Here is a 16447-nt window from a genome sequence, read left to right on the forward strand (position 1 = left end):
GCAACCAAGTTGCTGTTCCCGCCTCCGAATGGAGATCTATTAATACATTTCAGAAGTAGTCTTCGCCTGCATGTGCAGAAGGATGTAGTCAGGACCGCCTGCTTTGGAGTCTGTTCCTGACATGTTGAATCCGCCGAATGGCTGGTATCCAACGATCGCACCTGTACAGCCGCGGTTGAAGTATAGGTTTCCAACATGGAAATCTTCACGCGCCTTTTGGATGTGCTCACGGTTCTGTGTGATCACAGCTCCTGTTAAGCCGTACTCAGTGTTGTTGGCAATTTCAAGCGCATGGTCGAAATCTTTTGCCTTTGTGAAGCCAACGACTGGCCCAAAGATTTCTTCCTGCATTAAGCGCGCGTCTGGTGCAAGGTCAGCGAATACAGTAGGTTTGATAAAGAAGCCCTTGGAATTGTCTCCTTCTCCGCCTGTCATCAGCTTGCCTTCTTCTTTGCCGATTTCAATGTAGCTCATGATCTTGTCAAATGCACCCTGGTCGATGACAGGACCCATGTAATTGCTTTGGTCTTCAGGGTTGCCCTGCGTTAATTCGTTAGTCAGTTCAACCACACGGTTCAGAACCTGATCGTATACATCTTCTACGATCACTGCACGTGAGCATGCCGAGCACTTCTGGCCGGAGAATCCGAACGCAGATGCCACGATTGAAGTAGCCGCTAATTCAAGGTCTGCTTCTTTGTCGACAACGATCGTATCCTTACCGCCCATTTCCGCGATGACGCGCTTCAGCCAGATTTGGCCTTCGTTTAATTTAGATGCGCGCTCGTTGATGCGAAGACCCACATCACGTGAACCTGTGAAGGAGATAAAGCGAGTGTCTTTATGGTCAACCAGGTAGTCGCCCACTTCTGCACCGCTGCCCGGAACAAAGTTTAGAACGCCCTTCGGAAGGCCTGCTTCTTCCATCACTTCAACAAATTTCGCAGCCACAACCGGTGTTGTAGAAGCTGGTTTTAATAGAACTGTGTTTCCTGCCACGATTGCCGCAACAGTTGTGCCGGCCATGATCGCAAGCGGGAAGTTCCAAGGAGAGATGATGATGCCCACTCCCAATGGAATGTAATCATAACGGTTATATTCGTTCGGACGGCTGTTAACAGGAACACCGTCTTTGATTTCTAAGATTTGGCGTGCATAGTACTCAAGAAAGTCAATCGCTTCCGCAGTATCAGCATCTGCCTCGTTCCAAGGCTTTCCTGCTTCTTTTGTTAAGAGAGCAGAGAACTCATGCTTGCGGCGGCGGATAATCGCAGCAGCTTTGAATAAAACATCTGCACGCGTTTCCGTCTTCACTTTTCTCCATGTTTTAAATGCTTCCACAGCAGCCTGCATCGCTTTTTCCGCAAGCTCGCGGTTTGCCTTTGAAACACGGCCAACTACTTCTTCTTTATTAGAAGGATTGATTGATACAATTTTATCTTCAGTAGAAATGCGCTCTCCGCCAATTAAAAGATCATAATCCTGGCCCAAATAGCTTTCTACAGTTTGTAAACCCTTTAAATATGCTTCACGATGTTCTTCTTCTTTAAAATTCGTGAATGGCTCATGCTTATAAGGTTGTACCATTTTTACCGCCTCCTGAGTATACAAATATCAAACGTCAGATACTAGCGTCCCGTCCCAACATTATACATGATGGAACAAGGTCTGCTATTCTCTTAAAACGTTTTCATCCAAAGACTATATTAACACGAAAATAACATTATCTTCAAACATTCTCCGTTGATGTTATATATTAACATCTAAAGGGCGGAGTTGCGGTTTCACTTAGAATGATAAGGAGTTGAGGCTCTATTGGGCAGGGTTGGATAAAACTGTTATATATTATTCTTTAATGCTGTATTGGGCATAATTCCTATTTTCAGCCGGGGACGACCATTTTCTTTGTACCTCTTTCATTTTGGATGCCATGAAGACTTTTATGACGACCAGTTTACTTGAGCTCCTTCCTTTTTGGGCGTCATGAAGGCACTATGACGACCAGTTCCCTTGAGCTTCTTCCCTTTTTGGCGGCATGAAGGCTCTATGGCGACCAGTTCCCTTGAGCTCCTTCCTTTTTGGGCGCCATGAAGGCTCTATGGCGACCAGTTCCCTTGAACTTCTCCCTTATTGGGCGTCATGAAGGCTCTATGACGACCAGTTCCCTTGAGCTTCTTCCTTTTTGGGCGCCATGAAGGCTCTATGGCGACCAGTTCCCTTGAGCTTCTTCCTTTTTGGGCGCCATGAAGGCTCTATGGCGACCAGTTCCCTTGAGCTTCTCTCTATTTCGTCTTCATGAAGGCTCTATGGCAAGGAGTTTTCTTAAACTGCTTTCAATTTTGCCGCCATGCCCGCAACCCTCTATCCTGAGATAAAAAAACCCAGAAGGTGCATCTCATGCACTTCTGGGTACCTGGTTCTAATGATAGATATGGACAAAAGGCTCGCTTTGGTCTGCTTTCCGGACTACAAGCGCTTCCGGGCCGTTGACTGATGAGATATTTACCTGGACTGAGATGTATTCAGGGAAGTGTTTGACAACAAGCCCTGTCACGTATTGCGTAAATCCAATACCTTCTGCTTTTCCATAGAATTGGATTGGGATATCAATATTGATTTCCTGCAACTGATCCTGGGCATAAAAAGCTTTTCCGATAACTCCATTGAAGTTAGGGAAGTATGTTTCCACATCCTGTTTAAAGTTAAGAAACGCCGTTAAATCATCTCGATGATTTTTTTCAGCCGTGCTTGAAGGAAAAAGGACATATTTCTCGCTGATATCTTCCCATCCGCCTAGCTTATTGCTTCCTTTGTCTGCCTTAGCGTATGCAAAGAAGCTTCCCGGTACAACTGAAGTTCTTGATTGCTGTTCAAACAAAGCAATGGTTACCGGCACATCCTTCAGGCCTTTGATTTGCCGTACTCTCTGAAGGACTTCTTCAGCCATCTTTTTGCCTTCCCGTTCAAGAACATCCCGTTTAATTTCGGTTTCAAAAGTCGCGCCATATTGTTCTTTCTGATAATAATGAACAGAGTTCATTGCAAGACCTATCACAACTCCGCCAAGACCCACTTTTCCATCATCGTTTTTCAGCAGATAGTTGTGCTCAAGTATATGTGCCAGGTATATCGGGCTTTTTACATTATTTTTATCAATATCTCCGCCATCTGCAATCATTGGATTTAAGCCGATGTTATCTTCAGCTTTCATTTTGTGTTCCTTTAGCTGCTTTTCAGTAAACTTTCGGTTTAGCCAGGATTGGACAGTTTCCCTTTTTAAAAATTGGCCTTCCTGAAATAAATATTTTTCTGTATCGAATGTGTTTTGAGCAACCCTCATTAGCCCGGTCTCAAATTCATTAATGTCATATTTAGTGCTTATATTATTGACCACAAGACCTCTGGACTCACTTGGTTCAAATGGCAGCAGCGTTCGATAATACTTATCTGAAATTTTATAGTTCGGAATGATTGCCTTATCCTTTTCGTTCTTGTCTTCCTGAACAACTTCCTCCTGCTTATTAAAATTAGGCGCACAGCCTGCAAGCAGAAGGGTTAGGGATAAAGCAAGCATTATGAGTTTTTTCACGGAGCTTACACCCTCTTACTTATTTAATTCTTCAACCAGTCTCTCCTCGTTCCAAACCTCTACACCCAGCTCCTGAGCCTTCGTCAGTTTGGATCCGGCGTCTTCTCCGGCAATCACAACATCTGTTTTCTTGCTGACGCTTCCGGATACTTTTCCGCCAAGCGCCTCTATTTTATCTTTTGCTTCATTTCGGCTCATGATTTCAAGCTTTCCTGTCAGAACTACCGTTTTGCCTGCAAAAAAGCTATCTGAGCTTTCGGCTGAAACTGGCTTTGGCCCATTATAAGCCATGTTGACTCCGGCTGATTTCAGCTCGGCAATCAGTTCATGGGCTTCCTCTTGTTCAAAGAAGGAAACAATGGAGTCCGCCATTTTTTCACCAATTTCATTAATTGCTGTTAAATCCTCCCGGGATGCTTTTTCAAGTGCCTCCATATGGCTAAACTCCTGGGCAAGCGTTTTGGCTGCTTTTGCTCCCACATGACGGATTCCCAAACCAAATAACAATTTTTCAAGAGAATTCCCTTTGGAGTTTTCAATTGCCTGAAGAAGATTGTTTACCGATTTTTCACCCATCCGTTCGAGCTGGATGAGCTGTTCATACGTTAATTTGTAGATATCTGCCACATCTTTAATCAGATTTTCGGCAAATAATTGGCTGATCACTTTTTCACCAAGACCATCAATGTTCATGGCGTTGCGGGAAACAAAATGAATAAGGCCTTCCCTGATTTGGGCAGGGCACTTTGGATTGATGCAGCGCAAAGCCACTTCACCATCAAGACGGACCAGTTCGCTCTCACATTCCGGACAATGTGTCGGCATATTAAAATCCTGCTCCTCACCCGTTCTTCTGTCTGCCAGTACATTCACAACTTCGGGAATAATGTCTCCCGCTTTTTTCACAACCACCTGATCGCCAATCTTAATATCTTTTTCGCGGATCAAATCTTCGTTATGAAGTGAAGCCCTCTGGACAGTCGTCCCGGCAACACGTACAGGCTCCAGAAGCGCAGTTGGCGTAACTACGCCCGTTCGCCCAACGCTTAATTCTATATCCCTTAGTGTGGTAACAACCTCTTCTGCAGGGAATTTATAAGCTATGGCCCAGCGCGGGCTTTTCGCCGTAGCGCCCAGCTGCTCCTGCTCCTCCAGTGAATCGACTTTGATTACAATACCATCAATGTCATAAGACAGATTCGGGCGTTTGTCGGTCCAGCCCTGTACATATTCAATTACTTCCTCAATGCTCTCACATCTTTTGCGTTCTTTATTTGTTTTAAATCCCAGGCTATCCAGAAAATCCAGACCTTCACTGTGAGATTCAATCCCTGTATTCCCAGCATCCGCAATGCCATAGACAAAAATATCGAGATTGCGCTTTGCTGCAAGGCGCGGATCCAGCTGCCTTAAGGAACCTGCTGCGGCATTTCTTGGATTAGCAAACGGCTCCTCCCCATTCTCTTCTTTTGCTTTATTCAATTTCTCAAAAGAACGTCTGGGCATGAAGGCCTCACCGCGGACTTCCATTGTGACGTTCTCTTTCAGCCGGAGAGGAATCGAACGGATTGTCTTTAGATTAGCAGTAATATTTTCGCCAATGGATCCGTCGCCGCGTGTGGCACCGAGAATAAATAAACCATCCTCATAGCGGAGGGAGACAGCCAGCCCATCAATTTTCAATTCACATACATAAGAAACATTTTCTCCGGCACCCTGGCGGACACGGCGGTCAAAGTCTCTTAAATCCTGTTCGTTGAAGGCATTTCCCAAACTGAGCATCTGCGACTGATGCTCCACTTTTTCAAACATATCAAGGATTTCCCCTCCAACCCTCTGTGTGGGAGAATCCTCTGTTTTCAGCCCAGGGAATTGTTCTTCAAGCTCAATAAGGTCTCTCATCAGCCTATCGTATTCAGCATCTGGAACAGAAGGCTGATCAAGAACATAATACTCATAATTATACTGATTCAAAAGGTTGTGCAGATCTTTCACCTTTTTTTCTGCCAATTGAAGGTCCATACATTCAACCCTTTCTATAATCCATTGAAAATACAGCGGGGTTACGCCTTTGTAATCGGTGCAAATTTGGCCAGCAGACGCTTAATGCCAACTGGTTTTGGGAACGCAATATCCAGCTCTGTTCCTTCGCCGGAGCCTTTCACACTGACAACAGTACCTGTTCCCCATTTTCCGTGCTGGGCTTTGTCGCCGACCTTCCAGGCAATATCGTCTCCTCCTGTGTTCGATGCAGATGGACGAATCACTGCTTTCCGCTGAGGCTGTGCTCCTCTTGATGCAGACGGAGAGCCAAATGGTGATGATCCAAATGGAGACGGCTTTTTAGCAGGTTCAAGGCCATCCAGCAAATCAGAAGGTATTTCTTTAATAAATCGGGATGGCGGATTCATATTCGTGCGTCCGAATAAAGTACGCATTTGAGCATTCGTAATGAAAAGCTCCTCTTCTGCCCTGGTAATTCCCACATAAGCAAGGCGCCGCTCCTCTTCCATTTCAGACTCTTCCATTAGAGAACGGCTGTGCGGGAATACACCTTCCTCAAGACCCAGTAAAAAGACAACAGGGAATTCAAGCCCTTTTGCTGAGTGAAGTGTCATAAGAACAACAGATTCGGCTTTTTCGCCATCATCATCCAATTTATCAATGTCAGCTACAAGAGCCAGATCAGTCAAAAATGCGATAAGCGATTTGTCTTCGCTGGCTTCTTCAAAGTTTTTCGTAACAGACAGGAATTCATCAATGTTTTCCAGACGGCTCTGTGCTTCAATGGATTTCTCGGCAATCAGCATATCACGGTAGCCTGATTTCTCCAAAAGCTCTTCCACAAGCTCTGTCACAGATAGGTATTCCTGCATTTGTGTATAGTTTTTAACCAAATCTCTGAATTCAATGGCCCCTTTTGTAATTTTCGGGCTCAAGCCAATCAGATCAATAGACTCAAGTGCTTCAAACATGCTCATTTCATGAAGCTGTGCAAAGTTGGCGATTTTATCAATTGAACCTGAGCCGATTCCGCGCTTTGGCACATTAATTACACGCTGAAGGCTGATATCATCATCCGGATTGGCAATCAGGCGCAGATAAGCAAGGATATCCTTTATTTCTTTGCGGTCGTAGAACTTGATTCCGCCGACAATGGAATATTCTATGTTCGACTTTAACAGTACTTCTTCCATTACACGTGACTGTGCATTAGTGCGGTACAAGATCGCGATATCGGAAGCGCTCCGCTTGCCAGTGCTGATGTATTCCTTGATTTTACCTGCAACAAATTGCGCTTCTCCCTGTTCGCTATCGGCACGATAGTAGAAGATCTTATTGCCTTCTGCGTTTTCGGTCCAGAGGTTTTTCGGCTTTCTGTTCAGGTTCTTGCTTATGACTTCGTTCGCAGCCAGCAAGATCCTTTTTGTTGAACGATAATTTTGTTCAAGCATGATGGTTTGCGCGTTCGGATAATCCTTTTCAAAGGAAAGAATGTTGGCAATGTCCGCACCGCGCCATTTATAAATGGACTGGTCCGAGTCACCGACTACACAAAGATTCTTAAATCGGCTTGCCATTAGCTTTACAAGCATGTACTGCGCTCTATTTGTATCCTGATACTCATCCACATGAATGTATTGGAATTTTCTCTGATAATATTCCAGCACTTCCGGAACTCGCTGGAACAGCTGAATCGTGATCATAATAAGATCATCAAAATCAAGCGCCTGGTTGCGTCTTAATCTCTTTTGGTACTCTGTATATACATCACTGGCAACCTGCTGAATATAATCTCCAGCTGTTTTCGCATACTCTTCAGGAGTAATCAATTCATTTTTTGCCGAGCTGATCGAACCCAGGATAGCACGCGGATCAAATTTTTTGGGATCCAGATTTTTATCCTTTAAGATCGATTTAATAACGGATTGCTGGTCTGTTGAATCCAGAATCGTGAAATTGCGGTTATAGCCAATCCTGTCAATATCTCTTCTTAAAATCCGCACACACATCGAATGGAACGTAGAAATCCAGATATCATCTGCTGCTCCGCCCATCATGTTATGAATACGGTCACGCATTTCACGGGCAGCCTTGTTTGTAAAAGTGATTGCCAGAATATTGTAGGGATTAACACCCTTTTCCACCATTAAGTAAGCAATCCTGTGCGTAAGCACTCTTGTCTTTCCGCTTCCCGCCCCTGCCATGATCAGGAGTGGCCCGTCTGTTGCTTTTACCGCATTTTGCTGCTGCGGGTTCAGTCCGTTCAATAATTTATCTGTTAAAAATTGCATTCCTTCTCTTCACCACCATAGAAACATATGTTCTTATATTCTATTTTATCTTGTTTGCTAATCCTCAGCAACCTGAATTAAGCACGAGCTGCTTCAACTGTGGCCAATGCAGCCTGCAGATCATCATAAATAACATTTCCGACCACAATGACGTCAGCATGCTCAGCCATTTCTTTTGCATGTTCTGCATTGAGGATGCCGCCTCCGTAAAATAATACGGTTTCTTCAAGCGTATTTTTCACCTCTGCGACTACTTCTGCATCTCCGTACTTTCCGCTGTATTCGAGATAGAAGATTGGCAGACGGAACATTTTCTCGGCCATCATCGCATATGCCCTTACCTCATCAAGAGATAAATCTGTGCGAGAATTGGTGACTTGAGCGACTTTACATTCTTCATTCAGAATGCAATAGCCCTGAACAAGGATTTCTTCCCAATTCATAATATCGCCATATTCTTTTACAGCTTCCTGATGAAGGCCTGTAACCCACTTTACATCCCGGCTGTTAAGGACTGTCGGGATAAAATATAGGTCAAAGCCCGGTGTAACTGAATCAATCGCCGAAACCTCCAGCACACAGGGAACCGTGTATCTGCGGATGCGGGCCATTAAATCCAGCACCTTCTCCAATGTGACCCCGTCTGTTCCGCCCACAATAATCGCATCGGTCCCTGACTCGCAAATCATCTCCAGGTCTTCATCTGATATATTTTTATCCGGATCGAGCTTGAATACGTGGCTCCATTCGCGAACATCATACATGCAAAATTGCCTCCATTCTATCATTCCATTTCATCATTATATCATTTAAGATTGGGAATAAAAAATAAAAGCAAGATGTCTCTATTGGGTGGAAAAAATTAATAGAAGACAAAGAAAAAAACCGCGGGAACAGCCCCATCGGTTTAGGCAAAGCGAGTATTTACGCCTTTTCAGCTTCTTCTTCTTTGATTCTTTCCAATGCCATTTCATAGGCATCATTTCCATAGTTGAGGCAGCGTTTTACACGGGAAATGGTTGCAGTGCTGGCACCCGTATCTGTTTCGATTTTATGATAGGTTTTACCTTCACGAAGCATGCGTGCCACTTCCAGGCGCTGCGCCAGGGATTGTATTTCATTCACTGTACATAAGTCGTCAAAGAATCGGTAGCACTCTTCCAGATCTTTTAAAGATAATACGGACTTAAATAACTGATCCAGTTCTTTGCCTCTTAGCTTATCAATTTGCATATATTTGCATACCCCTTTGTTTAAATAGTATTTTCAATCATTATTGTTTAGCTTCCAAGGAAACCGTTTGCTCCAGGCCCGGGTTTGATGGAATGATGTTGATCCATGTTTTCCCCGGCACCAGGCCAGCCTGCTGGCCGTTTAAGACAGGAAGAATTCGTCCGTCAATATTTTCCCACTGCACCTCTGCCACTTTTCCTTTTTGAAGGAGATATCCTTTTCCCCCAGAAGTTAAGTTAATATCACGGCGGCCTGCGCTGTCAACCACTTGATGGTCTGCTTCTGCGATGAAAATGTTGTCGAGTAATACAGGCTCCCCGGATTTGTAGTCAGCTGTAAGCTCGCCATTGGAATATCTTTTGTATTTCTCAAGTCCTGCATCATATTCATAGACCACATTGAATAATTCATTGTCCAGGTAGGAGATCATGGCAGACTCAGCTTTCTCTCCCTGAATTGCCTTTACCTCTTCCTTTGAAAGGAATTCAAGAGATTTCGGTTCATCCTCCATCGCATAATTTTTTTCTTTTGCACCTTTCAGTACATTGTCAAAAGAAATATAGGAATTATGCGGGGCCTGTCTGAAGCTTTCCCTTTTAAACAATGTACCGTCATAATGCATTCCGTTCAGGTTATCAACATACTCCTGATCCAGCAACTCTTTGGCCTCCGGACTGTAGCCGTGGGCAATGTAGAGGCTGTCATAGCCTTTGGCCAGCTCAATATAATAGTCCCTGGAACTTCTGACAGGCCCTATCATCTCAGGCCTCTCACTTTGAAAAATAGCAAGAAAACGAGTCACGTCCCCTTCTGCCAGCATTTCATAGACGACGTCAGCCTGATTAAGCCCTGATTGCGGACGGGCTTTCGGATGATTATTGATCATCACCGCTACAGCTCTTCCATCCACTTCGGTTTCAGACCCGGAGCCTGTGAGCGGATATTGAAATGGAAGTTCTTTTTCAGAGGTGACACCTTTTGTGGCTTCTTCCGCTTTTTCCGTCTCCTGCTTTGCCGGCTCTTCTGCTTTTTCTTTACTGCATCCAGAAACGAGAATCATTGCTGCTGCTGATACAGCTATCCATCCTTTTAACATTTTTCACCCCGTGTGATTTTTGCTTTTGATGTGGATTCTATGTTAGCTCCCTTGAGCAGTTTTAATCTCTATCTATTACATCTCTTTCATATTTTAACGCATTATCGTTGGAAAGAGTACCGTTTTATTCATGACATCATACATTCCCTGCTGGGTAATTCTGATATAAGGCAGATGGGTTGAAGAGAAAAAGAGCAGCGTGTACATTGGATCTTCATGTCTGTAGCCTTGATCACGCAAATAATGCACAAGCTGTTTTTCTTCCTGCATTAATTCCTCCACATTTTTATGGGACATTACACCTTTTAAGCGGAGCTCCATCTCCTGGACAATCCTTCCCCCTTCAGATATGACAATGCCTCCGCCAATTTCTTTCAGCCGGTTAAAAGCATTCAGCATTTCCTGTTTGCTTTTGCCGATTAAGATGATGTCACCGGTATTGGAAAATGAACTTGCCATTCCATCCAGGCTTTGCGAGAAGCCTTTAAGTATGGTATTTATTCGCCATTGGCCATTCCGGTCAACAAGCATGAAGAAACATTCATCATGATCTTTCTCCAGCTCTTCGGATGATACGTCAATCGTGATGGAGTATGGCTTCGTAATAACAGCATTCTCGAGCTTTATCCCGAAAGGCATGGAGAATTGCATATCATCTGCTGTCAGCTCCCAATCAATACCCAGCGGGTCAAAGCCGAATTCTTCCCATTCTACAGGCTTATAGGCATGCAGGTTTTCACCGTCTCTCTTCACCCATTCCCCTTTGGCAATAACAGATATTGGAGTTGGTTCGTTTTCATCTGACAGGAAATTGATATTGGCAACCCTTCCTGTCGCAATGGAGCCATGTAAATAGTCAATTCCATAATGACGTGCCACATTAATGGTTGCCATATTATAAGCATCAATAACTGGCACTCCTTTATCTATGGCAATGCGGATCATATGGTCAATGATTCCCTGCTCATAAAAGGAGGAAAAGGAACCGTCTGTTGTGAAGACCATCCGATCATATTGATCAATGCCGATTTCATGCATTTCCTCCAATAAAACCGGCAGATCCGGACGGATGGAAGAATATCTGAGAGATACGGTATATCCCTGTAAAAGGCGATTATACACATCTTTCCCAGTCATTGACTCATGGTCACAATCAGCACCGAGCAGCATAAGCTTTGCCAGCGTTTTTTCAGATGCCCCCGGAAAGTGGCCTTCAATCTTTTTCCTCATCCGCTTTGTTTCCTGAATCCAATGAAGCATCATATCATCGCCATCCAATAGCTTCGGCCAGCCTGTCAGCTCTCCTCCCTGAAGCACGGCATCATGTTCAAGCCACGATTTAACGTTTCCATGGGAAAAAACAGATTCCTCGTGCTGGATCTCTGTTTGAGCATCAAATCGGCACCACCAATAGGTTGTTGCGGGCATATTTCTCATTTCCTTCAGGAAAGAAAACGCTTTCTTTTTATCCCGCTGTAAAGCCAGCACCATATTGTCATTAATCAGGGTTGTTGTACCAAACTGGGATGCATAGCTCGCCAGGGAATGGGGATTATATAATTGAAATGGATGGGCATGCGGCTCAATATATCCGGGAACGAGCGTAAGTCCAGTACAATCAATGACCTCACACTGATCTGTTTTTTCCGGCAGCTTTTCGCCCGCATATACAATACGGTCGCCATAGATCCATATATTTGCTGTTATCCATTTACGAAGCGCCTGATTCAGATAACGCGCGTTCTTTAGTAATATCGTCGGTGAAAGTTTTCCGTCCAATACGGAAACATGTTCACGCAAGTGCCTGTTTTTCCAACGGTAACGCTGTTCCAGCACCATACTCCCTCCCTTGTTGATATCTATATATAAAGACTCTGTTTTTAGAATGAAGACAATGAGTAAAATGGCTTTACATCAATAAAGAAAGCCCTTTCATTTTCTCTTGTTTTACTATAGTAACATATTTCACTGTTTAACGCATTAAAGAATCAGTAAAAGATTGTAAAAATTTCGTGAAAGTGGTGAGACCTATGCATGTAAAATCAAATATCGGCATTGTAAATGCCTTAATACGCATAACAATCGGATTTACGGTACTGGCCTGGAGCACTTCAAAGCTCGTGAAGAGACCTTGGCGGGATTCTTATCTTGTGATGGCCATGCTGGGAGGAATGAAAGTGGCTGAAGGGATTGTCCGCTTTTGCCCATTGACAGCTCTTTTTGAAAGAGGCCAGGACATGGTTCAGGAAAAGAGAGGTAATAACAATAGTAATGATGAGGCTGTTGAGGAGATTCTGCCTTATAACCCTTCTTAGATACCTAAAAAAATACAGCCCCCTATTAGGGGGCTGTACTATAGAAAGGAGCTGACAATATGTTCTGGGAATACGTAATGGATATGACATTTGTGCTGACAGCCATAATCGGAAGCATTGTAGCACTCCTGTTTGTGTATATCCGGAAGACTAAGAAAGGACGTGCGCGATAGCTTTATCGGCAATGTCTTTGCGGTAGAATACACCTTCGCACTGAAGGTTTTCCAGTTCGGAATATACCTTTTGCTGCGCTTTTTTCAGTGTAGACGCTCTGGCGCCTGCCAGCAGCACGCGGCCTCCATTTGTCACATACTCACCCGAGCTGTTTCGATCAGTGCCGGCATGAAAGACTAAAACATCTTTAAGCGAATGCAGCCCATTCAGAACAGCTCCTTTTTCGTATGCTTCAGGGTAGCCCGTTGAAGCAGCAACCACACCTACAATTGCTTCTTCACTCCACTCGATTTCAGGCTGCTCCCCATTTAGGACTGCCAGCATTACCTCTGCCAGGTCAGAATTCATGCGGGGTAAAATCACCTGTGTTTCAGGATCTCCAAAACGGGCATTAAATTCGATTACCTTCGGGCCTGCTAATGTTTTAATCAAACCCGCATATAAAATCCCGGTAAAACTTCGGCCTTCCTGAACCATTGCTTTTGCTGCCGGCTTCAAAACTTGTTCAACAGCCTCTGCAACTGTTTCATCACCAATATGCGGTACGGGTGAATAAGCCCCCATCCCACCTGTATTCGGTCCCAGATCTCCATCAAAAGCACGCTTGTGATCCTGGGCAATTTCAAGCGGAACTACGGTTTCTCCGTTCACAAAGGCCATTAATGAGAATTCTTCCCCTTCAAGGAATTCTTCAATTACAACTGTTGAAGAAGCCCGGCCAAACTTTTCATTTAATAATAGTTCCTCAATCCCGGACAATGCTTCCTGCATAGTCATGGCCACTATTACGCCTTTTCCTGCTGCAAGCCCATCTGCTTTCAGAACAATGGGAGCACCCTTCGCTTCAATATAGGCTTTCGCTTCTTCATAGTCGCTGAATACTCCATATTCAGCTGTCGGAATAGCATATTCCTTCATAAGCTCTTTGGCAAAGGACTTGCTGCCTTCAATTTCAGCCGCAGCTTTTTTCGGTCCAAATACCTTTAACCCGGCTTCTTCAAATCGGTCTGCAAGCCCATCTAGCAGCGGCACTTCCGGACCGATTACAGTCAAGTCAATTTCATTTTCCTGAGCAAACTGCACAAGTTTCTCCTGGTCGTTTTCCTGGATGGCAGCCAGCTGTGCTGAATCTTCCATTCCCGGATTTCCCGGAGCCGCAAAAACCAGTTCAACTGAAGGGCTTTGATTCATCTTCCAGCAAATTGCATGCTCACGTCCGCCTCTTCCAATAACCAATACCTTCATTACGCCCACCTCCGTAAAATGTCAGCTACCGCTTTTCGTAATGTTCAGCTCCAGCGCCTAAGGGCTCGAGGTCATAAGCCAACCTGTCAAAAAGGTAAAGGGCCACCTTTCCGACAGCTCGTCTTATGCTTGAGGCTCCCAGGATGTCAGTCATGCAGACGTTGCCACAGGACGTGGCGCTCTTAGTCTGCGTTCCTCCTATCGAGGCGCTTCCGCTTTTCGTTTGTCCAGCTCCAGCGCCTAGGGGCTCGAGGTCATAAGCCAATCTGTCAAAAAGGTAAAGAACCACCTTTCCGACAGCTCGTCTTATGCTTGTCGCCCCTGATCGAGGCGCTTCCGCTTTTCGTTTAATGCTTAAAATGCCGTACGCCAGTAAAGACCATGGCAATGCCAAATTCATCGGCTTTTTTGATGGAGTCTTCATCACGGATGGAGCCCCCCGGCTGGATGATGGCTGTGATGCCTGCTTTGGCTGCGACTTCAACGGTATCGTTCATTGGGAAAAAGGCATCCGATGCCATTACGGCTCCGTTTGCTTTTTCTCCTGCCTGTTCAAGCGCAATTTTAGCAGAGCCTACGCGGTTCATCTGCCCGGCACCAACTCCAAGTGTCATGTTTGCATCATTTACGACAATGGCATTGGATTTCACATGCTTCACAACTTTCCAGCCCAGCTTCAATGCTTTCCACTCTTCTTCCGTCGGCTCCCTTTTGGTCGCAACTTTTACTTCGGCATCTTCAAGAGTGAATAGATCATATTCCTGCGTCAGCAAGCCGCCTTCAACAGCGGACAATCTCATCTCAGCTTTCTTTTTGCCTTCAAAAGGAATGGTCAGCAGGCGCAGATTCTTTTTCCCTTTTAAAATTTCAAGCGCTTCATCTGAGAAGGATGGCGCAATAATGATTTCAAGGAAGATCTCATAAAGCTTTTTAGCTGTATCTGCATCCACTTCCCTGTTTAAGGCAATGATTCCTCCGAAAATGGAAACAGGGTCTGCTGCGAAAGCTTTTGAAAAAGCATCAAATACATTTTCTCCGGTCCCCACTCCGCAAGGATTCATATGCTTAACAGCAACTGCTGCAGGCTCTGAGAATTCTTTTACAATTTGGAGGGCTGCATCTGCATCGTTGATATTGTTGTAGGATAATTCCTTGCCGTGCAGCTGTTCAGCGTTCGCAATCGAAAATTCAGAACCAAGCGGCTTGCGGTAAAACGCAGCCTTTTGATGCGGATTCTCCCCGTATCTCAAGGTTTGCTTCAGTTCATACGTAACGGTTAATTTTTCAGGTGTTTCTTCATTTGCCAAATCTGTCATATATTCAGCGATCATCGCATCATAGGCAGCTGTGTGGCGGAATACCTTTGCAGCAAGCTTGCGGCGGGTTTCCTTTTGAACCTCTCCGGTTTCTTTCAGCTGTGAAAGAACTGTTTCATAATCGACAGGATCTACCACAACCGTTACATATTCATGGTTCTTGGCGGAAGCACGCAGCATGGCCGGACCGCCAATATCAATATTCTCTATCGCATCCTCTACTGTCACATCCGGTTTAGCGATGGTTTGCTGGAACGGATACAAATTCACGCACACAACCTGGATAGGCTGGATTCCATGCTCCTCAAGCTGCTGTTTGTGGCCTGGTTCGCCATGCTTAGCCAGCAGTCCGCCATGTATCATCGGATTTAATGTTTTCACACGGCCTTCCAAGATTTCCGGAAAGCCTGTCACATCGCTTACCCCGATAACAGGAATTCCGCTCTCTTCCAGCGCTTTTTTTGTACCGCCTGTTGAGATAATTTCGAAACCCAATTCGCTTAGTTGCCGGGCAAATTCTGTTATGCCATTTTTGTCGGAAACACTGATTAATGCACGTTTCTTCATGTTCGCTCCCCCTGACTGGTTGAATAAACTTTAGCTCTCTACCATTTTAGCACAGAAAAGACTTTGCAAAACCTGCGGATAAAGTTTATGCTCGACTTCATGTATCTTCTTTTGAAGGCTTTCCAGTGTTTCATCCGCAGCTATGGAAACTGGCGCTTGAGCAATTATCGGCCCCGTATCCATGCCTTCATCGACATAATGAACCGTCACACCGCTTACCTTTACTTTGGCGGATAACGCCTGGCCAATTGCATCCTTACCTGGAAAAGCGGGAAGAAGAGAAGGGTGAATATTAATAATTCTGCCTTCAAACTCTTTCAAAAGCGTCGGGCCAATCAGTCTCATATAGCCTGCGAGAATAATATACTCTGCTCCGCTCTCCATCATCCTTTGCAAAATCTCTCTTTCATACTCTGCTTTGCCGGCATAGTCTTTAGCTGAAAAAACAAATTGCGGAACCTGCTCGTTTTGTGCACGCTGGATGCTGTAGGCATCTGGCCGGTCACAGACAAACAAGACGATCTCAGCATGCAAGTCCCCTTTTCTGGCGGCATCAGCAATGGCTTGAAAGTTCGTTCCGCTTCCGGAAGCAAACACTGCTATTTTTTTCATGACTT

At 44.8% G+C, this 16447-nt stretch carries 13 protein-coding genes; 2 read left to right on the top strand and 11 right to left on the bottom strand.

The features are described 5' to 3' along the window. Positions 1–39: 39 nt before the first annotated feature. From pruA to NYE23_RS19190, 8 genes are all read right to left on the bottom strand, one after another. Complete coding sequence (gene pruA / locus NYE23_RS19155; protein ID WP_341080032.1) at positions 40–1587, bottom strand: L-glutamate gamma-semialdehyde dehydrogenase; 1548 nt, start codon at positions 1585–1587, stop codon at positions 40–42. Between the two features lie 832 nt (positions 1588–2419). Beyond that, positions 2420–3589, bottom strand: a complete 1170-nt coding sequence (locus NYE23_RS19160) for a CamS family sex pheromone protein (protein ID WP_341080034.1) — start codon at positions 3587–3589, stop codon at positions 2420–2422. Between the two features lie 15 nt (positions 3590–3604). Then, on the bottom strand, positions 3605–5611 hold the full coding sequence (gene ligA / locus NYE23_RS19165) for an NAD-dependent DNA ligase LigA (RefSeq protein WP_341080036.1): 2007 nt from the start codon (positions 5609–5611) through the stop codon (positions 3605–3607). Positions 5612–5652: 41 nt separating this feature from the next. Beyond that, positions 5653–7884, bottom strand: coding sequence for a DNA helicase PcrA (pcrA, locus tag NYE23_RS19170; protein WP_341080038.1), 2232 nt, complete (start codon positions 7882–7884; stop codon positions 5653–5655). A 77-nt stretch (positions 7885–7961) separates the two neighbouring features. Next, positions 7962–8648, bottom strand: coding sequence for a heptaprenylglyceryl phosphate synthase (locus NYE23_RS19175; protein ID WP_341080039.1), 687 nt, complete (start codon positions 8646–8648; stop codon positions 7962–7964). Between the two features lie 160 nt (positions 8649–8808). Further along, positions 8809–9117: a YerC/YecD family TrpR-related protein gene (locus tag NYE23_RS19180; protein ID WP_035333268.1), complete on the bottom strand. Its 309-nt coding sequence runs from the start codon at positions 9115–9117 to the stop codon at positions 8809–8811. A 40-nt stretch (positions 9118–9157) separates the two neighbouring features. Continuing rightward, a complete protein-coding gene (locus NYE23_RS19185; RefSeq protein WP_341080041.1) occupies positions 9158–10213 on the bottom strand; it encodes a DUF3048 domain-containing protein in 1056 nt (351 codons plus the stop codon). A gap of 93 nt (positions 10214–10306) precedes the next feature. Then, positions 10307–12049, bottom strand: a complete 1743-nt coding sequence (locus tag NYE23_RS19190) for an adenine deaminase C-terminal domain-containing protein (RefSeq protein ID WP_341080043.1) — start codon at positions 12047–12049, stop codon at positions 10307–10309. A 194-nt stretch (positions 12050–12243) separates the two neighbouring features. On the opposite strand from NYE23_RS19190, the gene NYE23_RS19195 reads away from it, so the two are divergent. Then, on the top strand, positions 12244–12528 hold the full coding sequence (locus tag NYE23_RS19195; RefSeq protein ID WP_341080044.1) for a YgaP family membrane protein: 285 nt from the start codon (positions 12244–12246) through the stop codon (positions 12526–12528). Between the two features lie 59 nt (positions 12529–12587). After that, on the top strand, positions 12588–12701 hold the full coding sequence (locus tag NYE23_RS19200) for an EYxxD motif small membrane protein (protein ID WP_323805933.1): 114 nt from the start codon (positions 12588–12590) through the stop codon (positions 12699–12701). On the opposite strand, the gene purD is transcribed toward NYE23_RS19200, so the two are convergent. The 3 genes from purD to purN all read right to left on the bottom strand — a co-directional run bounded on the left by purD (position 12679) and on the right by purN (position 16442). Beyond that, positions 12679–13947, bottom strand: a complete 1269-nt coding sequence (purD, locus tag NYE23_RS19205) for a phosphoribosylamine--glycine ligase (protein WP_341080046.1) — start codon at positions 13945–13947, stop codon at positions 12679–12681. The genes NYE23_RS19200 and purD overlap by 23 nt on opposite strands. Positions 13948–14294: 347 nt before the next feature. Next, entirely contained in the window at positions 14295–15830 is a 1536-nt protein-coding gene (purH, locus tag NYE23_RS19210; RefSeq protein WP_341080048.1) for a bifunctional phosphoribosylaminoimidazolecarboxamide formyltransferase/IMP cyclohydrolase, read from the bottom strand. A 30-nt stretch (positions 15831–15860) separates the two neighbouring features. Next, positions 15861–16442, bottom strand: a complete 582-nt coding sequence (purN, locus tag NYE23_RS19215; protein WP_335449929.1) for a phosphoribosylglycinamide formyltransferase — start codon at positions 16440–16442, stop codon at positions 15861–15863. Positions 16443–16447: the final 5 nt, after the last annotated feature.

Source organism: Cytobacillus sp. FSL H8-0458 (genome assembly GCF_038002165.1).
Taxonomy (GTDB): Bacteria; Bacillota; Bacilli; order Bacillales; family Cytobacillaceae; genus Cytobacillus.